19 protein-coding genes are annotated in these 25756 nt (G+C 61.6%); 8 read left to right on the top strand and 11 right to left on the bottom strand.

What is annotated here, in order from left to right; genetic code table 11:
* Positions 1-146: 146 nt before the first annotated feature.
* Positions 147-1025 carry an aldo/keto reductase gene (locus AAFH49_RS06490; protein WP_342296733.1) on the top strand — a complete coding sequence of 293 codons (879 nt, stop codon included), beginning with the start codon at positions 147-149 and terminating at the stop codon, positions 1023-1025.
* A 93-nt stretch (positions 1026-1118) separates the two neighbouring features.
* Here AAFH49_RS06490 and AAFH49_RS06485 read toward each other — a convergent pair whose 3' ends face one another.
* From AAFH49_RS06485 to AAFH49_RS06475, 3 genes are all read right to left on the bottom strand, one after another.
* Entirely contained in the window at positions 1119-1874 is a 756-nt protein-coding gene (locus AAFH49_RS06485; protein ID WP_342296732.1) for a succinate dehydrogenase/fumarate reductase iron-sulfur subunit, read from the bottom strand.
* Positions 1875-2010: 136 nt separating this feature from the next.
* On the bottom strand, positions 2011-3945 hold the full coding sequence (locus AAFH49_RS06480; protein WP_342296730.1) for a fumarate reductase/succinate dehydrogenase flavoprotein subunit: 1935 nt from the start codon (positions 3943-3945) through the stop codon (positions 2011-2013).
* 102 nt (positions 3946-4047) lie between these two features.
* The gene (locus AAFH49_RS06475) at positions 4048-4806 is read right to left on the bottom strand and encodes a succinate dehydrogenase cytochrome b subunit (RefSeq protein ID WP_342296729.1); all 759 of its coding nucleotides are present in this window, start codon (positions 4804-4806) and stop codon (positions 4048-4050) included.
* Positions 4807-5117: 311 nt separating this feature from the next.
* On the opposite strand from AAFH49_RS06475, the gene AAFH49_RS06470 reads away from it, so the two are divergent.
* The 4 genes from AAFH49_RS06470 (at position 5118) to AAFH49_RS06455 (ending at position 13750) form a co-directional block, all read left to right on the top strand.
* On the top strand, positions 5118-8051 hold the full coding sequence (locus tag AAFH49_RS06470; RefSeq protein WP_342296728.1) for a T9SS type B sorting domain-containing protein: 2934 nt from the start codon (positions 5118-5120) through the stop codon (positions 8049-8051).
* A 249-nt stretch (positions 8052-8300) separates the two neighbouring features.
* Positions 8301-11255, top strand: a complete 2955-nt coding sequence (locus AAFH49_RS06465) for a T9SS type B sorting domain-containing protein (RefSeq protein ID WP_342296727.1) — start codon at positions 8301-8303, stop codon at positions 11253-11255.
* A gap of 182 nt (positions 11256-11437) precedes the next feature.
* On the top strand, positions 11438-12328 hold the full coding sequence (gene fabD, locus AAFH49_RS06460) for an ACP S-malonyltransferase (RefSeq protein ID WP_342296726.1): 891 nt from the start codon (positions 11438-11440) through the stop codon (positions 12326-12328).
* Between the two features lie 99 nt (positions 12329-12427).
* Entirely contained in the window at positions 12428-13750 is a 1323-nt protein-coding gene (locus AAFH49_RS06455) for a hypothetical protein (RefSeq protein WP_342296725.1), read from the top strand.
* Here the strand turns inward: AAFH49_RS06455 and folK are convergent.
* Both folK and AAFH49_RS06445 read right to left on the bottom strand, forming a co-directional pair.
* Positions 13697-14197, bottom strand: a complete 501-nt coding sequence (folK, locus tag AAFH49_RS06450; RefSeq protein WP_342296724.1) for a 2-amino-4-hydroxy-6-hydroxymethyldihydropteridine diphosphokinase — start codon at positions 14195-14197, stop codon at positions 13697-13699. The genes AAFH49_RS06455 and folK overlap by 54 nt on opposite strands.
* Positions 14194-15054 carry an alpha/beta hydrolase family protein gene (locus AAFH49_RS06445; RefSeq protein ID WP_342296723.1) on the bottom strand — a complete coding sequence of 287 codons (861 nt, stop codon included), beginning with the start codon at positions 15052-15054 and terminating at the stop codon, positions 14194-14196. Before AAFH49_RS06445 ends, folK begins: the two co-directional genes overlap by 4 nt.
* Positions 15055-15179: 125 nt before the next feature.
* On the opposite strand from AAFH49_RS06445, the gene AAFH49_RS06440 reads away from it, so the two are divergent.
* Entirely contained in the window at positions 15180-16187 is a 1008-nt protein-coding gene (locus AAFH49_RS06440; protein WP_342296721.1) for a polyprenyl synthetase family protein, read from the top strand.
* A gap of 185 nt (positions 16188-16372) precedes the next feature.
* Here AAFH49_RS06440 and AAFH49_RS06435 read toward each other — a convergent pair whose 3' ends face one another.
* Positions 16373-16675 (bottom strand): hypothetical protein, encoded by a 303-nt coding sequence (locus tag AAFH49_RS06435; protein WP_342296720.1) that lies wholly within the window; start codon positions 16673-16675, stop codon positions 16373-16375.
* A 139-nt stretch (positions 16676-16814) separates the two neighbouring features.
* Here AAFH49_RS06435 and AAFH49_RS06430 point away from each other — a divergent pair, with 139 nt between their 5' ends.
* Positions 16815-18230, top strand: a complete 1416-nt coding sequence (locus AAFH49_RS06430) for a cytochrome P450 (protein WP_342296719.1) — start codon at positions 16815-16817, stop codon at positions 18228-18230.
* A 166-nt stretch (positions 18231-18396) separates the two neighbouring features.
* Here the strand turns inward: AAFH49_RS06430 and AAFH49_RS06425 are convergent, their stop codons facing one another.
* Complete coding sequence (locus AAFH49_RS06425) at positions 18397-19251, bottom strand: universal stress protein (protein WP_342296717.1); 855 nt, start codon at positions 19249-19251, stop codon at positions 18397-18399.
* Between the two features lie 240 nt (positions 19252-19491).
* Positions 19492-20817 (bottom strand): peroxiredoxin family protein, encoded by a 1326-nt coding sequence (locus AAFH49_RS06420; protein ID WP_342296715.1) that lies wholly within the window; start codon positions 20815-20817, stop codon positions 19492-19494.
* Between the two features lie 239 nt (positions 20818-21056).
* On the opposite strand from AAFH49_RS06420, the gene AAFH49_RS06415 reads away from it, so the two are divergent.
* Complete coding sequence (locus AAFH49_RS06415; RefSeq protein ID WP_342296713.1) at positions 21057-23336, top strand: aconitate hydratase; 2280 nt, start codon at positions 21057-21059, stop codon at positions 23334-23336.
* Between the two features lie 419 nt (positions 23337-23755).
* Here AAFH49_RS06415 and AAFH49_RS06410 read toward each other — a convergent pair whose 3' ends face one another.
* Genes AAFH49_RS06410 through AAFH49_RS06400 form a run of 3 tightly spaced genes read right to left on the bottom strand, consistent with a single transcriptional unit; the run spans position 23756 to position 25751 of the window.
* Positions 23756-24517: an EcsC family protein gene (locus AAFH49_RS06410; RefSeq protein WP_342296711.1), complete on the bottom strand. Its 762-nt coding sequence runs from the start codon at positions 24515-24517 to the stop codon at positions 23756-23758.
* 16 nt (positions 24518-24533) lie between these two features.
* Positions 24534-24956, bottom strand: coding sequence for a hypothetical protein (locus AAFH49_RS06405; protein ID WP_342296709.1), 423 nt, complete (start codon positions 24954-24956; stop codon positions 24534-24536).
* Between the two features lie 33 nt (positions 24957-24989).
* On the bottom strand, positions 24990-25751 hold the full coding sequence (locus tag AAFH49_RS06400; protein WP_342296707.1) for a glycosyltransferase family 2 protein: 762 nt from the start codon (positions 25749-25751) through the stop codon (positions 24990-24992).
* Between the last annotated feature and the right edge of the window lie 5 nt (positions 25752-25756).

The raw sequence follows: 25756 nt of genomic DNA, 5'->3' as shown, positions 1-25756 counted from the left end.
TGTAGTCCGCGCCTGATAATATCGTCCGAAAACGCGGACTACAAAGTCTGCGCTACAGCTCTCTTCAAACAATTCGGTTCCTCAATCGTCTTACAAAGCGCCCCGCCACTACCTGCGCCGGGGTATTTCATTCAATGTCAATTCTCATGTCCGATAAAACCACTGCCACCACTTACCCCACCACTTACCCCACCACCTTCACCATCGGCGGCGACCTCACCGTCAATCGACTCGGCTACGGGGCCATGCGCATCACCGGCGAAGGCATCTGGGGCCCGCCCGCCGACCACGACGAATCCATCCGCGTGCTGAAGCGGGCCGTGGAATTGGGCGTCAACTTCATCGATACCGCCGACAGCTACGGCCCTAACGTGTCGGAAGAGCTGATTGCCGAAGCCCTGCACCCCTATGCCAAAGGCCTCGTTATCGCCACCAAAGGCGGCCTGCTCCGCACCGGCCCCAACCAGTGGCCCATTGATGCCAGCCCCAAACACCTCGAAGAAGCCCTCAACGGCAGCCTCAAACGCCTGAAAGTCGAGCAAATCGACCTCTACCAACTCCACCGCATCGACCCTAATGTGCCCTTCGAGGATACCCTGGAATTCCTGCAAAAAGCCCAGCAGGACGGTCGCATCAAGCACATCGGCCTGTCCGAAGTAAGCGTGGCTGACATCAAAAAGGCCCAGGAATTCGTGCCCATCGTGTCGGTGCAGAACATGTACAGTGTCGAAAACCGCAAGTGGGAAGCCGAGCTCACCTACACCCGCGAGCAAAATATCGCCTTCATTCCGTGGTTCCCGCTGGGCGGCGGCAACGCCGATGCCCTCAAAGCGCTGGACCAGATTTCTGCCAAACATGGCGTGAAACCCCAGCAAATTGCCCTGAGCTGGCTCCTGCACCACTCGCCCAACATCCTGCTCATCCCCGGCACGTCCAAAGTGAACCACTTGGAAGAGAACATGAAAACGGCCGATATCCACCTTTCGGCCGAGGATATGAAAGCGCTGGATGCCGTAACAGCTTAACAGAGTAGGGGGCAAGCCCCGCACCCGACATTAAATAGAAAGCCCCGGCAGTAGCTACTGCCGGGGCCTTTTGCGTCTAACGTTTCGACTGACTTAAGCCAGATTATTCGACGTAGCCTTGGCCGCCAGGAACTCGCGGTTCAGGATAGCAATGTTCTCCAGCGAGATGCCCACCGGGCACTCGGCCGCGCACGAGCCGATGTTGGTGCAGGCCCCAAAGCCTTCCTTGTCCATCTGCGCCACCATGTTTTCGACGCGGGTTTTGCGCTCCACATGACCTTGCGGCAGCAACGAAAGCTGCGAAACCTTGGCCGATACGAACAGCATCGCCGAAGCATTCTTGCAAGCCGCCACGCAGGCACCGCAGCCGATGCAGGTAGCCGCCTCGAAAGCGCGGTCGGAAATCTCCTTCGGAATCGGAATCTCGTTGCCGTCGGGTGCGCCGCCGGTGTTCACGCTCACGTAGCCGCCGGCCTGAATGATGCGGTCGAACGCCGAGCGGTCTACGCTCAGGTCTTTATTTACGGGGAACGATGCGGCGCGCCAGGGCTCGATGGTGATGGTGTCGCCATCCGAGAACTTGCGCATATGCAGCTGGCAGGTGGTGGTGCCCTTCTCGGGGCCGTGCGAGCGGCCGTTGATGAACAAGTCGCACGAGCCGCAGATGCCTTCGCGGCAGTCGTGGTCGAAGGCCACCGGGTCCTGGCCGGCGTGCAGCAGGTCCTCGTTCAGCACGTCGAGCATTTCCAGGAACGACATATCGGGCGAAATGTCTTTCACGTGGTACTCCACAATATTCCCCTGAGCCTGGCGGTTGGGCTGCCGCCACACTTTCAGGGTCAGGTTCATCGGTTTAGCGTTGGGGTTGGAACCGGCCATCTTTTTTCTAGTAGTCAGTATTGGGTAGTCAGTAGTCGGATGGATAATTCGTCAGGCGAAACGGACTGACTACTGGCTACCCAATACTGACTACTAAAAATCAAATTTATTTGTAGCTGCGCTGGGTCAGCTTCACGTTTTCAAATACAAGCTCTTCCTTGTTGAGCTTCTCGGGCTGGTTGTCGCCCTGATACTCCCAGGCTGCCACGTAGGCGTAGTTTTCGTCGTCGCGCAGGGCCTCGCCCTCGGGGGTCTGGTATTCCTCGCGGAAGTGGCCACCGCAGCTTTCGTTGCGGTTCAGCGCGTCGTCCACCATCAGCTCGCCCAGTTCGATGAAGTCGGCTACGCGGCCGGCTTTCTCCAGCGCCTGGTTCATTTCTTCGCCCGTGCCTACCACTTTCACGTCGCTCCAGAAGCCTTTTTTGAGCTTCTGAATCTCAGCTTTGGCGTGGCGCAAGCCTTCGGCCGTACGGGCCATGCCGCAGTATTCCCACATGATGTGGCCCAGCGCCTTATGGAATTCGTCGGGCGTGCGGTTGCCTTTGATGCCTAGTAGCTGCTCGGTGCGGGCCTGCACGTAGGCTTTCGATTCGGCGAAAGCGGGGTGGCTGGTATCCACCGGCTTGGGCGGCGTTTGGGCCAGGTAATCACCAATGGTGTAAGGGATTACGAAGTAGCCATCGGCCAGGCCCTGCATCAGGGCCGAAGCACCGAGGCGGTTGGCTCCGTGGTCCGAGAAGTTGCACTCGCCGGTGGCGTACAGGCCGGGCACGGTGGTTTGCAGGTTGTAGTCAACCCACAGGCCGCCCATAGTGTAGTGCACCGCCGGGTAGATGCGCATGGGCATCTCATACGGATTCTCGTCGGTGATTTTGGCGTACATGTCGAAGAGGTTGCCGTACTTCTGGCTCACCGCTTCAGCGCCCGTGCGCTTGATGATATCGGAGAAATCGAGGTACACGGCCAGGCCGGTGCTGCCCACGCCACGGTTCTCGTCGCACATCATCTTGGCGTTGCGCGAAGCCACGTCGCGCGGCACCAGGTTGCCGAAAGCGGGATACTTGCGCTCCAAGAAGTAGTCGCGGTCATCCTCGGCAATGTCCTGAGGTTTCACCTGGCCTTTGCGCACGCGCTCAGCCATTTCCACCGTTTTGGGCACCCACACGCGGCCGTCGTTGCGGAGCGATTCCGACATCAGCGTAAGCTTCGACTGATAGTCGCCGCTCACGGGGATGCAGGTGGGGTGAATCTGGGTAAAGCAGGGGTTGGCGAAGAATGCGCCTTTTTTGTGGGCACGCCAGGCGGCCGTCACGTTGCAATACTTGGCATTAGTGCTCAGGTAGAACACGTTGCCGTAGCCGCCAGTGGCCAGTACCACCGCGTGGGCGGCGTGGGTTTCAATCTCGCCGGTCACCAGGTTACGCGTCACGATGCCGCGCGCCTGCCCGTCCACAATCACCACGTCGAGCATTTCCGAGCGGGTGTACATCTTCACCTTGCCGTAGGCAATCTGGCGGCTCAGGGCTGAGTAGGCTCCCAGCAGCAGCTGCTGTCCGGTCTGGCCCCGGGCGTAGAAGGTTCGGCTCACCTGGGCACCACCGAAGGAGCGGTTGGCCAGCAGGCCGCCGTATTCGCGGGCGAAGGGCACGCCTTGGGCTACGCACTGGTCGATGATGTTGACCGATACCTGGGCCAGGCGGTACACGTTGGCTTCGCGGGCGCGGTAGTCGCCGCCCTTGATGGTATCGTAGAACAAACGGAACACGGAGTCGCCGTCGTTCTGGTAGTTCTTAGCGGCATTGATGCCACCCTGTGCGGCGATGGAGTGCGCGCGGCGGGGCGAATCGTGGTACGTGAAGGCTTTAACGTTGTAGCCCAGCTCGGCCAGCGAGGCGGCGGCAGCGCCGCCGGCCAGGCCCGTGCCGACCACAATTACGTCGTATTTCCGCTTGTTGGCGGGGTTCACGAGCTTGACGTTAAACTTGTGCTTGTCCCATTTTTCGGCGAGGGAGCCTTCGGGAATTTTGGAATCCAACAGCATAGAGCGACGGAGTGATGGAATGACTGAGTGATAGAACAATAAGGTAACCGCCGAACGCCGCAGGTGTTAGCGCGGCCGGCCGGTTTTATTGCTCCTAATCAATTAAAAAGCCGAAGCCACGGTGTGAAGGAATGCTGGCGCGTTAGCAGCCATTTCGCCCTGTGCATTGGTGAACAGGAAGAAGTAGAGCGGCATGGAGGCGAAGCCCGCCGAAACCACTACCGCGAAGGTGTAGCCCACATACTTAATGAGCGGGGTGTACTTGCGGTGGTTCAGGCCCAGGGTCTGGAAGCCCGAGCGGAAGCCGTGCCACAAGTGGTAGCCGAGGCTGATTTGGGCGGCCACATACAGCAGCACGTACCACCAGATGTGGAACGACGACACTACGGCCATATACAGGTTGTCGTAGTCGCTGGTCAGCGGGTCGGCACCGCCCATTTTGGGCAGGTCGCCGGCGAAGCGGGCGCGCCAGAAGAAATTGTAGAGGTGGACAATCAGGAAAATCAGGATGATGCTGCCCAGAATGCCCATGTTGCGCGAGGTCCATTCCGAGTTCTGCTCCGAGTGGTTGCTCACGTAGCCTTGTGCGCCACGGGCCGCTTTGTTGCGGCGGGTGAGCACGAGGGCTTCAAAAATATGAAAGCCGAAACCCAGCACCAGGCCCCACTCGATGGTGCGGATGATGGGGTTGGTACCCATGAAGTGAGAATAGGTGTTGAAGGCCGCACCCTGGTCGTGCTTGAATAACTGCAGGTTGCCAATCAGGTGAACCACCAGGAACGAGCACAGAAACAGGCCGGTAACGGCCATAATTATCTTCCGGCCGATGCTGCTGGTTAATGTTTTTGTTATCCAACTCATAAAGTTGCCAAACTAGGGAAGTGAAGAGGTGTGTTTAGGTCGCCCAAAGGTAGCCCCCACCCGCTAACCGGGCAACGGTCGGGCTTGATTCGTGCAAGTGCCGCGCTTCCGAAAAACATTGCGGAGGCGTGGTGAATCTATCCACGGCTGGCATCGTTAAACACGCAAGGGCGTGTGGCTTAACCAGCAACAAATTCTGCCAGGGCCGGCTTCAAAAGCTGGCTTCTTCGCTGGGTGCCCGGGCCTGCATTACGGTTTTCCTTTCTTGTAACTGAATTGGTATGGTACAGTTTACTCTTCCGCGGGCTGGAATGCTGGTGCGGGCTGCACTGCTGTTGGTGGTGCTATTGGCAGGTTTGGGCCTGCGGCCCGAGGTGGCGCAGGCCACCCACATCCGGGCGGGCGACATTCAGGCCAAGGTGGACACCACGGCCAACCCCAACCCGCGGCGCATCTTCTTCAAGATGATTCTCTACCTCGACATTAGCCGCGGGCCAAATTCAGTAGACCAGCCCAACGCGGTTATCTTTTTTGGCGACGGCACGTCGAGCTGCAACCCGGGCATTGCCCGGCCGGGCGGCCGGCTGCCCATTCCCGGCAACTCCGATACGGCGCTCAGTATCTATTATTTCGAGCATACTTACCCGTCTACGGGCAACTACACGGTCAGCTTCGTGGGCGAAAACCGCAACGGGGGCGTCGTCAACATGAGCAATCCGCTCGACCAGTCGTTCTACATCAGCACCCGCATCACCATCGACCCGGCGCTGGGGCTGAACCATTCGCCGGTGCTCACGGCTCCGGCCATTGATAAGGGGGCCGTAGGGCAGGTGTATCTGCACAATCCGGCGGCATATGATGCCGACCACGACTCGCTGGCCTTTCACCTGCGCACCAGCCAGAAGGAGCCCCGCCTGGCATCCAACATTGTCGGGCCGCCCTGCCCCGGCGCTACCGGCGACAACACGCCCCGGCCCGTGACGGTGCCCGACTTTAAATACCCCAACGACCCGGCCATTGCGGCCAACCCCGTGACCGTGCCCTATGGTGGCGTGCCGGGCGACCCCACCGGGGGCAACCCCGCCATTTTCGTGCAGGACGTGCACACCGGCCAGATTACCTGGAACGCGCCCGTGGCGGTGGGCTTCTACAACGTGGCGATGGTGGTGGAGGAATGGCGGCGCACGCCCCTCGGCCGCCGGCTTATCGGGGAGGTGATTCGGGACATGCAGATAATCGTGACGGCGACCAACAACCAGCGCCCAACGCTGACCATTCCGCCCGATATCTGCGTGGTGGCCGGGCAAACCGTGACCGGCAGTGTGACCGCCGTGGACGGTGTGACCGCCGGCAGCGCCCAAACCCCGATTACGCTGTTTGCCTACGGTGGAATTCTTCCGCCCGCCAGCTTTCGCCAAACGACGACCGGCCCGCCGCAGGCCGCCGGCACCTTTAGCTGGCAAACTACGTGCAGCAACGTGGCCGGGCTGCCGTACTTAGTGGTATTTAAAGCGCAGGACAGCCCAGCGTCTCCTACGCCGATACTGATAGACGAGAAAACCTGGCGCATCACGGTGGTGGGGCCGCCGCCCCAAAACCTGCGGGTCACACCCACCGCCGCCCCGGGCGGCTACAACGGCATGGTGCTGAACTGGGACGCTTACACCTGCGCTAATGCGGCCCACATCTACATCTACCGCAAGGTGAACCCCTCCACGTTCACCCCGGGGCCGTGCGATACCGGCATTCCGGCCTCGGCGGGCTATGTGCGCATTGGCACAGTAGCGCCCGGCGTGACGACCTTCACTGACTTGAACGTGGACCCGGCAACTGGTACTACCATCGGCTTGAGCCGGGGGCAGAACTACTGCTACCGCATTTATGCTGATTTTCCGCTGCCGGCTGGCGGCGAGAGCATTGCCTCGAACGAGGTCTGCGCTCAGATATCGGGCCGGGGCGCCATGCTCACCAACGTGGACGTGGCCACCACCAGTGCCACCACCGGCCAGATTGCCGTGCGCTGGACCCAGCCCCGCCCGATTGGCGGGGGCACGTTCACGGGCACGCCATCTTATATGCTGTCGCGGGCTGAGGGGCTGAACCCGGTGGCTACGGCGTTTGTACCAGTGGCCCACGGTCCGTTCACCGCCCTCACTGATACCAGCTACGTGGACCTGGGGCTCGACACGCAGAGCAAGCAATACACTTACAAGCTGGAGTTTGTGCGCACCTTCGCCCCGGGCCAGGGTACCACGCTCACCGAGGCCTCGCCCACGGCCAGTAGCGTCCGGCTCACGGCGTTGCCCAACAACCCGCCCACGTCCATCACCCTGAGCTGGACCTATCAGGTGCCGTGGAATAATTCGGGCAAACCGGTTACCATCTATCGCCGCACCGGGGCCACGGGCGCACTGGTGCCGGTGGCTACTGCTCCGACTGGGGCCACCAGCGGCACGTTTACCGACCGCGACCCCACGCTGGTGAAGGGCGAGAACTATTGCTACTATTTGCAGACCGAGGGCAGCTATGCCGGCTTCCCCTTCCTGAGCTCGCTGCTGAACCGCAGCCAGGTGCAGTGCCTCACCCTCAACTCGCCGCCATGTGCGCCGGTGCTCACCCTGCTGCCCACCAACTGCGACAGCCTGGCCAACCTGCCCGAATTCCCGGGCCTGCGGGAGCGCTACACCAATCGCCTGCGCTGGACGGTGGGCACCACGCCCGCCGGCTGCGATGCCAACATCATCAATTACCGGGTGTATTACCGGCCCACGCCCACGGGCCGCTTTACCCTGCTGGGCACTACCTCGGCCACCAGCTTCGTGCATTCCGACCTGTCTTTTTCGGGCGGGTGCTACGCCTTGCAGGCCGTGGTGGCCAGCGGCGCGGTGAGCGACACGAGCAACGTGGCCTGCCAGGATAATTGCCTGTTTTTCAAGCTGCCCAATATCTTTACGCCCAACGGCGACGGCCAGAACTCGGTGTTCCGGCCCAAGAACAACAGCCCGGTGCGGCGCATCCACTTCCAGGCCTTCAACCGCTGGGGCACCAAGGTGTTTGAGAACACCACCACCGCCGATGACCCCGTGCTCATCAACTGGGACGGCGGCGGGCCCACGGGCGAATCGGGCAACGGCACCAGCGCCAAAGTGGGCGATGGCGTGTATTTCTACCTGGCCGAAGTGGAATTTGCCGACTTTGCCAACACGAAGCGCACGTATAAGGGTTGGGTCGAAATCGTTCGTTAGCGCCGCGTATTTTTTGGCTTAAATAAAATGACTGCCCCGCAAAAACTGCCCTGCTCGGAGCGGTTTTTGCGGGGTTGTCGGCTTTACTGAATCCGCTGAATGAGGCAGGCTGCTATTCGCCTTCGGCCGAAGGCAGCGTAACTTTTCCTTCTCCCGTTACTTCTCGTATAGCTTCGCGTTGCCGGGCCAGCCTTTAAGGTCCGAATCAGCGTAAGGCTAGCGAATTTTCTTTCTTCCGTTCGAGATTATATGATACAATTTCTTCTACTCCGGGGTGGGGCCGGTGCGCGGCTGGCGCTGCTACTGCTGACAATAATGACCGGGCTGAGTGTGCGCCCGAATGTGGCCCAGGCATCGCACCTGCGCGCCGGCGACATTCAGGCCAAGGTGGACACCACGGCCAGCCCCAACCCGCGCCGCATCTTCTTCAAGATGGTGCTGTACACGGACAATAGCTCGCCGGTGGACCAGCCGACGGCCACCATCTTCTTTGGTGATGGCACCTCCAGCTGCGTCGATGGTGTGCCCCGCTTCCTGAAGCGGGCCATTCCGGGCAACACCGACACCAGCGTTAATATTTATTATTTCGAGCACATTTACCCGTCCACGGGTGGCTACAACGTGGAGTTTATCGGCGAAAACCGCAACGATGGGGTGATAAATATGACCGACTCAAAAAATCAGTCGTTCTACATCCGAACCTATGTCTACATCGACCCGTCGCTGGGGCTGAATCATTCGCCCATCTTCACGGCTCCGGCCATCGACAAGGCCGCTACCAGCCAGGTGTTTTTGCATAACCCCGGGGCCTACGATGCCGACAATGATTCGCTGGCTTTTCACCTGCGAGCCAGTCAGCAGGTGCCGGCCGGCATTCGCGGTTCGGTGGGTGGTTCGCCCTGCACCGGCCCGGGAGCCGGCACGGGGACCAATATGCCCGTGGCCCAGCCCGTGCCCAATTTCCGCTTTCCCAACGACCAGGCCATCACCGCCGGTAATCCGCGGGCCGTGCAGGTGGCCTATGGCGGCGTGCCGGCGGGAGTGGTTAATGACGATGCCATTTTCTTTCAGGACGTGAACACCGGCCAGATTACCTGGAACGCGCCCGTGGCGGTGGGTTTCTACAACGTCGCGTTTGAAGTGGAGGAATGGCGGCGCGTGCCGCTGGGGCGTCGGCTTATCGGCAAGGTGATTCGGGACATGCAGATAATCGTGACGGCCTCGGTCAACATTCGCCCCACCATCACCATTCCGCAGGACATCTGCGTGGTGGCCGGGCAGCGCATAACGGGCACCGTAACGGCCGTGGACGGCGTGACTGCCAGCAGTCCGCAGTCGCCCATCACGCTGTTTGCCTACGGTGGAATTTTCCCGCCCGCCACGTTCCGCCAAACGACGACCGGCCCGCCGCAGGCCGCCGGCACGTTCAGCTGGCAAACCACGTGCAGCAACGTGGCCAAAGTGCCATATCTGGTGGTGTTTAAGGCCCAGGACAACCCAGCGGTGCCCTCCACCACCAACCCGGCGCTGATTGACGAGAAAACCTGGCGCATTACGGTGGTAGGGCCGGCCCCACAAAACCTGCGGGCCACGCCCGCCGTGGCAACGGGCGGCCTCAACAGTATGGTGCTGAACTGGGATGCCTACACATGCGGCAATGCGGCCAATATTTACATCTACCGCAAAGTGAACCCTGGAACCGCGCCGGGAGCGTGCCAAACGGGTATTCCGGCCTCATCGGGCTACGTGCGCATTGGCACGGTAGGGCCTACCGTGACCACGTTCACCGACCTGAACACGGATGCCACCAACACCAACCGCGGCCTGGACCGGGGCCAGAACTACTGCTACCGTATTTACGCTGACTTCTCGCTGCCGGCCGGTGGCGAAAGCCTGGCCTCGAACGAAGCCTGCTCCCAGGTGGCCGGGCGCGGAGCCATGCTGACCAACGTGGACGTGGCCACCACCAGCGCCACCACCGGCCAGATAAACGTGCGCTGGACCCAGCCCCGCCCGGTGAGTGGCACTTTCACCAGCCCGGTGCGCTACAACCTGTCGCGGGCCGAGGGGCTGACCCCGGCGGCTACGGCGTTTGTACCGGTGGCGCATGGCCCGTTCATCACGTTGGCCGATACGAGCTACGTCGACTCCGGCCTCGACACCCAGAACAAGCAATACACCTACAAGCTGGAGTTTGTGCAGGCGCTGGCCACGCCAATCAGTGAGTTTTCGCCCACCGCCAGCAGCGTGCGCGTGAGTGCGCTGCCCGCCAACGTGGCCGCCTCGGCCATCACGGTGAACTGGACCTTTAATGTGCCTTGGGACAACGCCGCGCAGCCTACCACCATCTACCGCCGCAACGGCAATACCGGGGCCTACGTGCGCATCGGCACGGCCACTTCCACGGCCGCCGGCGGCACCTACGCCGACCGCGACCCCGCGCTGGTGAAAGGCCAGGACTACTGCTACTACGTGGAAACGAACGGGCGCTACGCTGGCTTCACCTTCCTGAGCTCGCTGCTGAACCGCAGCCAGGAACGCTGCCTCACGCTCATCTCGCCGCCCTGCACGCCGGTGCTCAGGCCGCTGGCCACCAACTGCGACAGCCTGGCCAATCTGCCCGAATTCCCGCGCCAGAATGAAAAATACAGCAACCGCCTGCGCTGGACGGTGGGCAACACGCCGGCCGGCTGCGACGTGGCCCCGGTGAGCTACAAGGTATTCTACCGGCCTACGCCCACGGGGCGCTTCACGCTGCTGGGCACGACCACCACCACCAGCTACGTGCACGGCAACCTGGCCTTTTCGGGCGGCTGCTACGCCATTCAGGCTGTAGCCAGCAGCGGCGCGTTGAGCGACACGAGCAACGTGGTCTGCCAGGACAATTGTGTATTCTTTAAGCTGCCCAATATTTTCACGCCCAACGGCGACGGCTCCAACGACCAGTTCCGGCCCAAAAACAGTAGCCCGGTGCGGCGCGTACACTTCCAGGCCTTCAACCGCTGGGGCACTAAAGTATTCGAGAACACCACCACGGCCGACGACCCCATCCTCATCAACTGGGATGGCGGCGGTCCCACGGGCGAAGCCAACACGAAGGTGAAAAACGTGGGCGGCGTGTATTTCTACCTAGTCGAGGTGGAGTTTGCCGACTTTGCCAACACCAAACGCACCTACAAGGGCTGGGTCGAAATCGTCCGCTAATCACGGATTTAGGCTGATTCATAACTCGCCCTGAAGCGGAGCCGACCATTAGGTCGGCTCCGCTTTTTTTTGGGCAATGCGGCTTTTTGTGCAGCTTGCGCCCGCTTTGCCGCTTCTGAAGGAGCGGCCGGCCATCATTTGCCAATTCCCACCACCCGAAAACCACCAATCCGCGACTTCCGATGAATCCGACTCAATCCGTGCTATTTCCCGGCCAGGGCAGCCAGTTTCCCGGCATGGCCCGCGAGCTGTTCGACCAGAACCTCGACGCCCGCGCCCTGCTCACCCGCGCCAACGACATCCTGGGCTTCAGCCTTACCGACATCATGTTCAGCGGCTCCGAGGAGGACCTGCGCCGCACCGACGTTACCCAGCCCGCCATTTTCGTGCATTCGGTGGCGCAGTTTGTGGCGCGGCCCGATTTCCAGCCGGCCAGCACGGCGGGCCATTCGCTGGGCGAATTCTCGGCCCTGGTAGCCGCCGGCGTATTGAAATTTGAAGACGCGCTGCCGCTCGTATCCCGCCGCGCCCAGGCCATGCAAGCCGCCTGCGAGGAGCAGCCCGGCACCATGGCCGCCATCCTTGGCCTCGACGATGCCACGGTGGAGCGCATCTGCCAGGAAATCATGGAAGCCGGCAACGTGGTAGTAGCCGCCAACTACAACTGCCCCGGCCAGCTCGTCATTTCCGGCTCGGCCGAAGGCGTGGCCCAGGCCTGCGAAGCCCTGAAAGCTGCCGGGGCCAAGCGCGCCCTGCCGCTGCCCGTGGGCGGCGCCTTCCACTCGCCCCTGATGCAAAGCGCCGCCGCTGCCCTAGCCGAAGCCATCGAAAAAACCACATTCAGCCCCGCCCGCTGCCCCGTGTACCAGAACGTGGACGCGCTGCCCCACACCGACCCGGCCGAAATCAAAGCCAACCTGCTGGCCCAGCTCACCGCCCCCGTGCGCTGGACGCAGCTGGTGCAGCGCATGGCCGCCGACGGTGCCACCGACTTCGTGGAATGCGGCCCCGGCAAGGTGCTGCAAGGCCTGGTGAAGAAAATTGTGCCCACGGCCACGGTAGGAAGCTTCTAGCCGTAGCGCGGACTTTCAGTTCGCGCCCCCGAACGAAACCCGAACGATTCTAACGGCGCGGGGGCACGAGCTAAAAGTTCGCGCTACATTCCGCTTCCGATGGTCCAAACTTTTCCCTCTGATTCTGCCGCAGCCCGGCGCTACCGGTGGCCCTTCGCGGGGCTGCTGCTGGCGGCCGGGCTGTTGCAGTTGGCGCTGTTTGCCTACGCCACCGCGCCCGGCCTGGCCAGCACCGGTGACTCGCGCTACTACCTCTACGCCGCCCACACGCTACGCGAAACCGGCCACCTGCTCAACCCCGACGGCACGCCGTACCGCTACTGGCCGCCGCTGTTCCCGCTGCTGCTGAGCGCCTGCAGCTCGCTGGCGTGTGTGCGGCTTTTGCACGGCGCGTGCCTGCTGGTCAGCCTGCTGCTGTGGAGCTGGCTGGGCCGGCGGCTGCTGCCGGCCGGCCGGGCGCTGGCGTTGCCCATCCTGCTGGCGCTGAACACGCCGTGGCTGCTGGTGAGTAAATTCGTGTGGGCCGAAAGCGTTTTTCTGCTGCTGTTTGCGGCGTATGCGGTGGCGATGTGGCAATGGCTGCACACGGCCCGCTGGCAGTGGTGGGGTGTGCTCACGGCTGTTGGAATTTTGTTGCCTTTGCAGCGCACTTTGGGGCTTTTTCTGCTGGCCGGAGTAGGGGCGGGGCTGCTGGTGGGCGGGTGGCGCAGGCTTTCAGCCCGTGGCCGGACAAGGCTTTTTTTACACCTGCTGATAAGTGGCTTGGCGGGCGTACTGTGGCAGTGGTATGCGCTGCTGGTGGCCGGCCCCAGTCGCTACCACCCCGGCCGGGGTTGGGGACAATTGCTAAGTTCAGCCGCTGATTATGGCTTCGTGCTGGGGCGCTGGCTGCTGCCGCTGCCTGTTTCGGGCCGAACTCTGCTGCCGGAATTTGCGTGGGCTGCTGGGCTGTTGATAATCGGTTGTCTGCTGTGGCCGCGTCATAAGTCTACCTCGGCTGAAACAGCTGCTGCTTATGCTCCTGAAGCTCTTCCAGAAGCTACTTCAACAACGCTTTCTAACTCACAAGCTGAACCGGATTTCCGCCTTCAGCTGATGCTGCAAACGCTATGGAGCGCCAGTGTAGCCTTGGTAGTCCTGGTGGCGGCCCTCACGGTGTTTGCCCAGAGCGCCGCCGGCATTCACGATGCCGAGCGATACGCCAGCGTGCTGTTTGCGCCCGTGGTGGTGCTGGTGCTGGCGGCGTGGCCGGCCCGGGCTCCGCACTGGCTGGGAGCGGGACTGCTGGCCGTCTGGCTGCTGGGCGCGGCGGTGCGAGTAGGGCACGTAGCGCAGGAGCTGCGCCGGGTGCCGCCAATGCCGGTCGACTCATTCGCCGGGCCAGGGCCGCACGGGCAAGGGGTCGGGGCAGCGGGCGAGTAGCGAGGCCACTGTTTCGCCCAATTGCGGATGAACCAGCGAACCAGCGATTTCGGCCAGCGGCACCAGTGCAAACCGGCGCTCGGCCAGGCGCGGGTGCGGCACGCTCAGCGTCGGCGTAGCAATGATTTTCGGCCCGAAAAACAAGATGTCAACATCCAGTGTGCGGCTGCCCCATTGTTCGCGCCGCTCACGGCCGGCGGCTTGTTCCGTGGCCAAGCAGGTAGCCAGCAATTCCTCGGGCGATAAAACCGTGCGCAATGCCAGCGCCTGATTCAAAAATGCCGGCTGGTCTTCGCGCCCCCAGGCGGCCGTTTCATAAATCCCGGATTCGGCTACAATTTCACCCGCAGTTGCGGCCAGCCGGGCGCGGGCCTGCGCCAGCAGCGCGGCGCGGTCGCCCAGGTTCGAGCCCAGCAGCAGGTAGGCCAACACGGGGGCATCACTCATTTCTGCCGCTTGAAAAAGGCTGCCGTCACCTCCGCAACGTGCCGGGCGGGCGCGGGCAATTCCGTCTCGGGCCAGGGGTGCGCGCCGCCAAACATGTGCGTGGCGTCCGGCACCAGCAGCAGCTCGGCATTGGGCTTGAGCTGGTGCAGCTTGTGGGCCGCATCCACCGACACCGTCTCATCCTGGTCGCCGTGGATGATGAGCAGCGGCTGCTTCAGCTTGCGGCGCACGTTGTGTGGAATATCGAGGCGCGGGCGGTTGGCGTGGTAGTTCTCCACAATCTGGTAGTGCATGGGCAGTTCCACGCCGGTGCGGGTGTTGGGCACGTGTAGCACGCCCGTGCGCTGCCACTCGTCAAACACCGACTGCGGCCACTGCGGGTGCACTTCGGCAATGGCGGCCCACGTCGCCACGGCCCGCACGCGCGGGTCTTCGGCGGCTTTCAGCAGTGCCAGGCCGCCGCCCCGGCTATGGCCGGCCAGGAAAAACCGCTGCAAATCCATCTCGGCAGCCGGCACGGGCGTGGCCCCGGGCGTAAAAAGCGCATCGATTACCTGCCCGATGTCATCAAGCTCAATACTGAAATTATTGCGCCCGAAGGCATCCAAATCCTCCAAATCGCCGGTGCCGCCCACCACGATGCCGTTGTGCGACAGGTTCAGCTTCACAAACACGAAGCCCTGCTCCGCGAAATAATCGGCCAGTAGCGGGAAGTGCCCCCAGTCCTTAAACCCCTTGAAGCCGTGCACGAACAGCAGCACGGGCTTGGGATGGCCGGTGGCGTAGTAGGTGGCATCGGCCTCGAAGGGCCGGCCGTGGGCAGCGCCCGAGAGCAGGAAGGAGGCGTGAGTGAGCATATGGCGAAGGTAGGAGCGAAGCGCAGCCAATTGGCCGCCGCTGCGGTTATAATTCGTAGCCGGCCCAAAAGGTTGGCGCTTCCTAGGTGTTCTCTCCGCCGTTCTGCCGTATCATTGTCGCCGCAATGCCCCAATACTCCCCCTTGTCCCTCGACCAGATTCAGGCCCCCATCGCGGCCGAAATGGAAGAGTTTGAGCACAAATTCCGCCAGTCGATGCGCACCAAAGCGCTGCTGCTCGACAAGATAATGGGCTACATCGTGAAGCGCAAGGGCAAGCAAATCCGGCCCATGTTCGTGTTTCTCACGGCCCGCGCCACCCGCCCCGAGCCCGCCACCGGCGACCCACTGCCCGACGCCAGCTTCCGCGGGGCCGCCCTCATCGAGCTGCTGCACACTGCCACCCTCGTGCACGACGACGTGGTAGACGAGAGCAACTACCGGCGCGGCTTCTTCTCCATCAACGCGCTCTGGAAAAATAAAATCGCCGTTTTAGTCGGTGATTACCTGCTCTCGCGCGGCCTGCTATTAGCCCTCGAAAACGACGATTTCGACCTGCTGAAAATCGTGAGCAACGCCGTGCGCGAATTGAGCGAAGGCGAATTATTGCAAATCGAAAAAGCCCGCAAATTAGACATCACCGAAGACGTTTATTTCGACATTATCCGGCAAAAAACGGCATCCCTAATTGCCTCCTGCACGGCCGTGGGCGCGGCCTCCGTTGGCGCTGATAAAGAGGTCATCGAACGCGCCCGATTATTCGGTGAAAAAGTCGGAATTGCCTTTCAGATTAAAGACGATTTATTCGATTACGGCACCGCCGAAATCGGCAAGCCTGTGGGCATTGATATTAAAGAAAAGAAGATGACGCTTCCGCTCATTTATGCCCTGCAACAGGCTTCGTGGCTGGAAAAGCGCAAAGTTATTTTTAACGTAAAAAACAACGACGGTCACCGCGACCGGGTGCAGCAGGTAATTGAATTCGTGAAAAAATCGGGCGGCCTGGACTACGCCGTGCAAACCATGAAACGCTACCGCGACGAGGCCCTCGCCATCCTGCACACCTTCCCGGAATCGCCCAGCCGCACGTCGTTGGAAGGGTTGATTAATTACACGATTGAGCGCGAGAAATAGGACCACGGATTCGCTCGGATTTCACGAATTTTGTAGTCGAATTTATTTCCGGATTTTCAAATCTAAATCATAAAAAAAGCCTCTCGCATGAGAGGCTTTTTTGTTCTGAAAATGTCATTGACTGAAATCAGCAGTCGACTACAAAATCCGGGAAATCCGAGCGAATCCGAGCGAATCCGTGGTCCTTACTTCGACACCTGATAGCTCACGCTGCCCGGCTTCACATCACTCACTTTGAACGTGACGCCATCGAAAGTGCTGTCGACTTCCAGGGTGTGGGTCATGTCGCAGCCGGGGCACTTTATTTCCTCGATTTCGTGATTGTCGGCGTGGGCGGGCGAGTCGGCCTGGTCGTTGGGGGCGGGCACACCGATGAGGTCGGTGAAGACTTCGGTGTGGCACTTGTTGCACTCAAACTTGAGGCCGACGGTACGGCCTTGCAGGTCGGCGAGCGGGGCGGGGGCGTTGGGTTGCTGGTGAATCCACATAAAGAGCGGGAAGTTTGGAGAAAGAAAGTGTGCTGGCGCGTGGCCTTATCTGGCTGTACGCGGCTGGTTTGAAAAAAGATGAGCTTCCCGCCGCCGTCGGATTATTTTTGGGAGCTGCATCCAAGTGCGGCCCCGTGCCATGAGCGAGCTACCGGTTGTTGAGAAGGATTCGGAAAATGCGTTTCGGCTGCCCCGGTTGCCGCGCTGGCGCTCCCTGTTGCGCTCATTTGCGCTGGCCAAAGACCCGCTGCCGGTGCTGAATGATACGCTGGCGCACTACGGCGACACGGTGGAGCTGTTCATCGGTGGCGTGGAAAAAAGCATTCTCACCCGCGACCCCGGCCTGATTCAGCACGTGTTGCAGAAAAACAACCGGAACTACGCCAAGTCGAAATTCACGCGGAGCTTTTCGCGCTATATCGGCCACGGCCTGCTAACCAACGACGGTCCCGACTGGCTGCGGCAGCGCCGGCTCATTCAGCCCGGTTTCCACCGGCAGCGGGTGGCGGGCCTCACTGGCCTGATGCAGGAAATAACGGCCGAAACGCTGGCCCCGCTGGTGGCGCAGGCCATGGGCGCGGACGGTGCTGCCACCGTGGCCGTGCACGAGCTTATGACGCGCCTCACCTTCCGCATCATCGCTCGCTCGGTGTTCAGTACCAATTTCCCGGAGGCCGAGTTGGACCGGCTGGCGGGGCTGATTACCGAGATTCAGGCGTTTTTCGTGCGTTCCGTTCGGCAGCCCTACCTCAAGCCGTGGTTCCGGCTGCGCGGGCGGTTTGACTACCACGATGCGCTGGCCGCCGAGCTGCGCGCGCTGCTGGGCGGCCTCATCACCAAGCGCCAGCAGGCCAACGCGAATCCCAACGCCACCCCGCCCGACGACCTGCTGCAAATGCTGCTCGACGTGCGCTACGAGGATACCGGCGAGCCCATGCCGACGGACCGCCTCATCGACGAATCCCTCATCCTGCTCGTGGCCGGCCACGAAACCAGCGCCAACGCTCTCACCTGGCTCACTTACCTGCTGGCCCACCACCCGGCCGAGGCCGTGGTCATTCAGCAGGAAATGGCCGCTGTGCTGGCCGGCCGCGTCCCCGCATTTGAGGACCTCCCACGTCTCGGCACCGCCCTGAATGCTGTGCAGGAAGCCATGCGCCTCTATCCGCCCGCCTGGATGGTGGACCGTGTAGCCCTGGCCGATGACGAATACAACGGCTTGCGAATCCCCAAAGGCACGCTGTTTTCGCTCTACTTCCACGGCCTCCACCATGATGCGAAATACTGGCCCGCACCCGAGGAATTCCGGCCTGGTCGTTTTGCGCCCGGCGCGGCGAGGCCGGTGCAGGCCAACGCCTACGTGCCCTTCGGCGGCGGGCCGCGCCTGTGCATCGGGATGCAGTTCGCCCTCACCGAAATGCAACTCGTGACGCTGGAGCTGCTGCGGCAGTTCGATATTGAATGGGTGGCTGGCCAGCCGCCGGTGACGGTGCAGCCGCTCATCACCCTGCGGCCGAAGCACGATTTTCAGGTCCGGCTGCGGGTGCGGGGGTAGGTGAGGGGTTTAGGTTTTAGAACAGCCCTAATTCAGAACGTCATGCTGAGCGCAGCCGAAGCATCTCTACCGCGAGAGTAACTGATTACTTCCTCAGTAGAGATGCTTCGGCTGCGCTCAGCATGACGTTCTGGTAAAGCGTTCTGAACGGCTAAGCCGCCGGCTCCTACGCCGCCAGATGGTACGTCAGCACCGGCGGGAAAGCGTGGGTGGCCACGGTTTCGGCAATGCTGGTGCGCAGGAAGCGGCTCAGGCCCGAGCGGGCGTGGGTGGGAATGACCACCATGTCAGCCCCCACATTCTGGGCGTATTCTTCGATGCCGACGCTGGTGCGCTCCGCATCCACCTCGGCCGTCTGGCAGTTGAGCAGGTGGTGTTGCTGGGCGAAGGCCTGCATTTGCTGCTGGGCGACATGGCCGCTGCCGCCGGCCGCTACGTGTAGCAGATGCAGCGTGGCGTTGGGGAAATCGGCCTGCACCTGGCGCAGGCCTTCCAGGGCGCTGGCGGCATCGGCCGAAAAATCAGACGGAAACACGATGTTCTGCACGTCGAAATCGGTGTGCGGGTGCTTCACCGTGAGCACTGGGCAGGGGGCCATTCGAATAAGGCGCTCGGTGGTGGAACTCACGAAAAAATGCTCTACCGCGCCGTGGCCGCGCGCGCCCAGCACCACCAGGTCGGGGTGGTCGCGGTTGATGGCGTGCAGAATTCCGTCGCCGACGCGGGCAATTTCCACCTCGTCCTGCACCGGCACTTCGGGAGCCAGCATGGCCGCTTCATCGCGCAGCAGGTGCATCCGCCGCTTGGTCGTTTCCAGCAGCTTAATGGTGAAAATCCGGTCGACGCTGTGGCCGCCCGCCGACGAGCCCATCGTACTGAAACCACCCGATACGCCCTCGGCTTCTTCCAGCACGTGCAGCAGCATGATGCGGCCACCCGTGCGCTTGGCCAACTGCAAGGCTACCTCAAAAGCGTTGTGGGCTTCGGGTGAAAAATCGGTGCAAACCAGGATGTTCTTCATGGCCGGAATGAGTGAGGTGAGGGGAAATTACCGCCTCTTCCGCCCGCCGTGCCAGGCGGCGGGTGGAAGAATAATAGCATATCACAATATACTACGCAATGCCGCCTAGTTGTCCTCGGCCACGCATTAAAATAGGGCTTTTCATTCCGACGGAGGAGGAATCTGAAAACTGTATCCAGATTCCTCCTCCGTCGGAATGAAAAGCCCTATTTGGTTAGGCGCTAACTCTACCGCTCCAGTCTACTCTTTCAGCAGCTTATCCACGGTCTTATTGAAGCCGTCGATTTCCTCCTGATAATACTTGCCCGTGCCCGGCCCCGAGAAGCCGGTATGAATCTTCCGCACATTGCCTTTTTTGTCGAGGAAAATAGTGGTCGGGAAAGCCAGGAATTTTGCCAGCTGCGGCAGCGATTTCGCCACCGAATCCTTATCGGCCACACCCGCAAAAGCCACGTCGTAGCCCATGTGGAACCGCTCGCGCATGCTGCGCAGCTTGGCGGCTGATACCGCGTATTCGGGCTTGCGCTCGTAGCCCAGGCCGATGATTTCCACGCCGCGGGCTTTGTTTTTCTCGTACCACGGGGCCAGGAAATTGGTTTCGTCCATGCAGTTGGGGCACCACGTGCCCAGGATTTGCAGCACTACTACCTTGCCCCGGTATTTGGCATCGGTGGGGGAGATAGAGCTGCCCTCAATTGCATTTGGGAACTTGAAATTCAGCCGGCTTTCGCCCTTTTTGAGGTAGGCGAGGGTGTCGGCGTCAGGCAGCTTGGCCTTGGGGTCGGGCACGGCCGTCCAGGTTTCGTGGCCGGATTTGCCGGAGTAGAAGTCACCGAACAGCGTGTTGGGGGCGTATTCTTTGGTGATGTCTATGGGCTCCTTCGGCCCGTTTTGGGCCGTGAACAGGAAGGCGTGGCTGCCGTCAAACGTGCTTACGGCCATTTTCTGCCCAGTCACTACGCCGCTGAGGTAACGGTAGTCGCCGGTGGTGGTGAGGAAGGTGCCCGTGAGGCGGTTGCGATGCTGAACGAAAACGCCCGTGGCCGGGTAACTCTCGCCGCTATCGTCGCGGAAAGTAGCCCGCCAAGTACCCCCAAAGCTGCCAATTTGCTCAGCCTTTTCAGAGGCCGAGAACAGCTCCTGCGCGCCGGCCGTGGCCGTCATTGGCACGCGGTACGGCGTTTTCGAGTCGTATTTCACCCAAGTGCCTTTCAGCTTATCCGAGCCATTGGCCCGCACCACCAGCGCTGCATCAAAGGCGTGCATTCTTATCGTCGTCGAGTCGCCGGCCGATTTGATATCCTCGCAACGCAGCCGCTCCTCGCCGTTCAGGCCTTTATTAATGAGGTAGACCACCGGCTGCCCGGCTTCGGTTTTCACCTCAAACAAAAACGGGATTTCCTGGCCCTGCGTGGCCAGCACGCCGCGCCACGGGCCGGGCGTGAGCACCGGGGCCGCCGCGCCGCCGGTAGCGGCCGTTTCGGAAGTAGAGGTGTTGGAAGAGCAGCCAGCAAGGCCCAGGCCTAGCGCGGCCGTAGCCATTAGGCAGAGAAGATTGTTATTCATAAGTAAGCGCAAAAATGCAAAGGCAAGCTCCACAAACCGCTAACCCTGCCAATAGGTTGCCGCCTGCCTCTGCGTCATCTGCGCAAGCCTGATGCGCCCGCTGCGGGTTAAGCTCATCCGAACGTAACCCCAAAAACCCACGTTAACCCTATGCAAACCCGCATCTGTGCATTTGGGCTAGGTCCAACTTGCCGTGAGTGCTACATTTGCGCAACCACACTTATAATAACACGCATCCTATGGCTTTCGACCTGGAAATGATTCGCACGGTGTACGCCGGCATGGGTTCCCGCATCGAGGCGGCCCGCGCCGCCGTGGCGCGCCCGCTCACCCTCACCGAGAAAATCCTCTACGCCCACCTCTACGGCGGCGAAGTAAAGCAGGCCTACGAGCGCGGCGTTTCCTACGTCGATTTCGCCCCCGACCGCGTGGCCATGCAGGATGCCACCGCCCAAATGGCGCTGCTCCAGTTCATGCAGGCCGGCAAGCCCACGGCCGCTGTGCCCTCCACGGTACACTGCGACCACCTTATCCAGGCTAAAGACGGCGCTACGGCTGACCTTGCCGAAGCCAACACCGAGAACAAGGAAGTGTACGACTTCCTGGCCTCGGTTTCCAATAAATATGGCATCGGCTTCTGGAAGCCCGGCGCGGGCATCATCCACCAGGTAGTGCTGGAAAACTACGCCTTCCCCGGCGGCATGATGATTGGTACCGACTCGCACACCCCCAACGCGGGCGGCCTGGGCATGATTGCCATCGGCGTGGGCGGTGCCGACGCGGTGGACGTAATGGCCGGCATGGCCTGGGAATTGAAATTCCCGAAAGTCATCGGCGTGAAGCTGACCGGCAAGATGAGCGGCTGGACTTCGGCCAAAGACGTGATTCTGAAAGTAGCCGGCATCCTGACCGTGAAGGGCGGCACCGGGGCCATCATCGAGTACTTCGGCGATGGCGCGGAGGCGCTGAGCGCCACCGGCAAAGGCACCATCTGCAACATGGGCGCTGAAATCGGCGCGACCACGTCGGTGTTCTCCTATGACGAGAAAATGGGCGACTACCTGCGCGGCACCGGCCGTGCCGAAATCGCGGATGCCGCCGCCGCCGTGCGCCAGCACCTGCGCGCCGACGACGAGGTGTACACCCAGCCCGAGAAATACTACGACCAGCTCATCGAAATCGACCTCAACACGCTGGAGCCCTACGTGAACGGCCCGTTCACGCCGGACGCCGCCTGGCCCATTTCGGAGTTCGCCGCTGCCGTGAAAGAGCACGGCTGGCCCGAGAAGCTGGAAGTCGGCCTGATTGGCTCGTGCACCAACTCTTCCTATGAAGACATCACCCGCGCCGCCAGCATCGCCAAGCAGGCGGTGGAGAAAGGCCTGACCGTGAACGCCGAGTTCACCATTACGCCCGGCTCGGAGCTGGTGCGCTACACGGTGGCCCGCGACGGCCTCCTCGACACCTTTGCCGACATGGGCGGCGTGGTGCTGGCCAATGCCTGCGGCCCGTGCATCGGCCAGTGGGCCCGCCACACCGACGACCCCAAGCGCAAGAACTCCATCATCACGAGCTTCAACCGCAACTTCGCCAAGCGCAACGACGGCAACCCGAACACCCACGCCTTCGTGGCCTCGCCCGAAATCGTGACGGCTTTCGCCATTGCTGGTGATTTGACTTTCAACCCCCTCACCGACACGCTGCCTGGCAAAAACGGCCCCGTGAAACTGGATGAGCCCCAGGGCGTGGAAATGCCCCCGCAGGGCTTCGCCGTGGAAGATGCCGGTTTCCAGGCTCCCGCCGCCGATGGCTCGGGCGTGCAGGTGCTGGTGAGCGAAACCTCCGACCGTCTGGAGTTGCTCCAGCCCTTCAAGGCTTGGGAAGGTACTGATTTGATGGGCCTGCGTCTGCTCATCAAAGCCCAGGGTAAATGCACGACGGACCACATTTCGATGGCCGGCCCGTGGTTGAAATACCGCGGCCACCTCGATAACATCTCGAACAACATGCTCATCGGAGCCACCAACGCCTTCAACGGCGAGGCCAACTCGGTGCGCAACTTCGCGGTGCAGGGCGATGGCTACACCACCGTGCCGCAGTCGGCCCGCGCATACAAGAGCGCCGGCATCGGCACCGTGGTAATTGGTGACGAGAACTACGGCGAAGGCAGCTCGCGTGAGCACGCCGCCATGGAGCCCCGCCACCTCGGCGTGCGCGCCGTGATTGTGAAGAGCTTCGCCCGCATTCACGAAACCAACCTGAAAAAGCAGGGCATGCTCGGCCTCACCTTCGCCAACAAGGCCGATTACGACCTGATTGAGGAAGGCGACACCATCGACATCCTCGGCCTGACGGATTTCCAGGAAGGCAAGCCCCTGCAGGCCCGCCTGCACCACACCGATGGCGACACCGACCTCATCACCCTCAACCACACCTACAACGAAGGGCAGATTGAGTGGTTCAAAGCCGGCTCGGCCCTGAATTTGATTCGCTTGAAAGAAGCCGGGCAGGCGGTGTAATTCCCGTCAGCCAGTAGCTTAAGTTGCAACGGCCGCCTCAGGAAACTGGGGCGGCCGTTTTGTATTGAGGTCAGGTCATTTCCCTCTAGTGCGCGTGGCAGATGCTTGCCCGCGGGGAGTCGATTGCAATGCAACACTAAATGAACGGCCCATTATGATGCTGTTCATGACGTCATGTCATGTAGCACGGGCCGTTAATAATGCTGCCGGGGTGGTAATGATGTCTGCCGTGACGTCATATCATGTTGTCGAGGTGGCAAGCATTGCTGCCGTAGCCGCGAAGACCTTAGCCGGGCTGGCAATGATAGCAGCGGAGTTGACATGCCTAGCGGCCGGGGTGACATGGGTGTCTGCCGAGCCGACAAGCACCGCAGCGGAGCTGGTGGGCCCGGCGGCCGGGGCGGTAAGCATCCGTGGCGCTATGGCAAGCGTGGGGGCAGGGGCCGCGACTGCAAGCTTTCGGCCGCGAAGTACCGCATCCGGTAGCAGTTCTTGGCAGTTTCGCCCAGCTGCTCGATGAGCTTGTAGTTGGCCACGGCCCCCACGGCCGCCCCCACGAAGGGCAGGAGCTGGGCCATTTTGGCGAGGTCGATGTAGTCGCGGTATTCCTGCTGGAAGGTGCGCCAGTAGAATTCTTCCGGGTTCAGGGGCAGGGTGAGGCGGTAGGCATCCCAGTCGGCGAGGCGGTGGTAGGTGGCGTTGCGGGTGTGCTGGCTGCTGAAGGCCAGCTGGAACACGTAGAGCAGGTAGAGGCGCTCGGTGTAGTCGTGCACGTCGTAGCCGTAGGCGGCGGCCACGTCGAACAGCAGTTTGAGCTTAAGGCCGAGTAGCAGCGGGAAATCGGCGAGGCCGAGCAGGAAGCCGCCCGCGCCGGTCATGGCCCCTTCGGCGGTGGCCATGGTCCGGTAGTTGCGAATCTGGCCGCGCACAGCGGTTTCGCGCTGCGCGAACGTGGCATTGGCCAGCACCTTGCCGGTGGTGTGCTGCGAGCCGAAGAGCACGCCGCGCACCATTTGCTTGATGGCAGATGTGATGGCCTGGTGCACCTTTTCGGGTAGGAAAGCATTGAGCCGCACCTGCACGCGCCGGGCAAAGTTGTTGAGAAACGAGGGTGCCCGCTGCATTTTCAGCTGCCAGGCGCGGAGCTCGATACGGGCTTGCTGTTCGTCGTCGGAAGTCATAGTTTCGGGGTCGAAGCTAAAGCGTGGCTACTTGGTCGGCACGCCCTTCGCGCGGCTTCTGCACGAGGTAATAGTACAGCAGAATGCCTAGCCCGATGAGAAACGGCACCAGCGCCAGGTGCTTGCCCGTGACGTGCGGGGCCACCTGCACAGTATCGAACCCGAAAAATTCGCTGGTCATCCAGTAAGAGTTGGCCGTAATCCAGAACACGATGGCCAGGTTGTGGGCCAGCTCCGAGGTGTAGGCGCGGGTGCGCCAGGCAATGACCAGGGCAATGCCCAGCGTGGGCAGCACCATGAGCAGGCCCAGGGGCCGCCACACCATGCACCAGGCAATGTCCTTCAGCAGCCAGAACAGAATGTGGGTGTTTTCCATCTTCCGGTACGCAGCCGGGATGGCGTACACTTCTTCTTCTGCGGCGGTTTCGGGGGCGGCCATGGGGCGGGCAAAAGCCCAAAAATAAGGCGTATGCTACTTCCCTGGTTCGGCCACGCCCAAGGCTTTTAGCTGTTTGGCGTATTTCTGATAAATCACCCGCAAATCAGCGTTGTGCGTCTCCGCATCCACCCCAATGCTCACGTTGCGGGCGTGGAAGCGGTGCAGGTGGCTGATGTGTGGGCACACCACCGGCAGCTGCCCGGCCAGCAGAAAGCGCACGTAGAGGTCGAGGTCCTCGGCCATCTTCAACTCGCCGTCGTAGCCGCCCACTTTGTCCACAAAAGCCCGGCTGTAGCACACGTTGCCCTGAATGAAATGCTCGGCCCGAAAAATGGCGTGGAGCATGGCTGTTGGTGACTCAAACTGCCAGGCGTAGTAATCCTCGTTGGGCAGGTAGCGGCCGGTTTCGTCCACCCGCAGGAAATCGGCCACAAACCACGGCCGGCCGGGGTGGGCCTTAATTTGGGCGGCATAATTATGCAGCGTGCGCTGGAGCATGATATCGTCATCATCCAGCGGCACAATCCAGGCATCGGGTGTGGCTTCCGCGATGAGGAGGTTGCGGGCCGCGCCGGCCAGCTGGCGGCCGGGCGAGTGCCAGTGGCGCAACGGCGGGCCGGGCTGGGCGGCGGCTTCGCGCAGGTAGGCGGCCGTGCCGTCGCGCGAGCCGCTGTCGTAAATCAGGTGCTCAAAAGTGAAGTCGAGCGGGGCGCTGATGCTGGCACGCACGCTGGCCACGGCCTCGGGCAGCAGCTCCCGGCGCTGGTGAGTGGGGGTGATGACAGAAAAATGCATATGCC

Source organism: Hymenobacter segetis, assembly GCF_038448715.1.
Lineage (GTDB): Bacteria > Bacteroidota > Bacteroidia > Cytophagales > Hymenobacteraceae > Hymenobacter > Hymenobacter segetis.
Note: the sequence above shows the minus strand (reverse complement) of the source record. Positions and strands in the feature narration are given on the sequence as shown.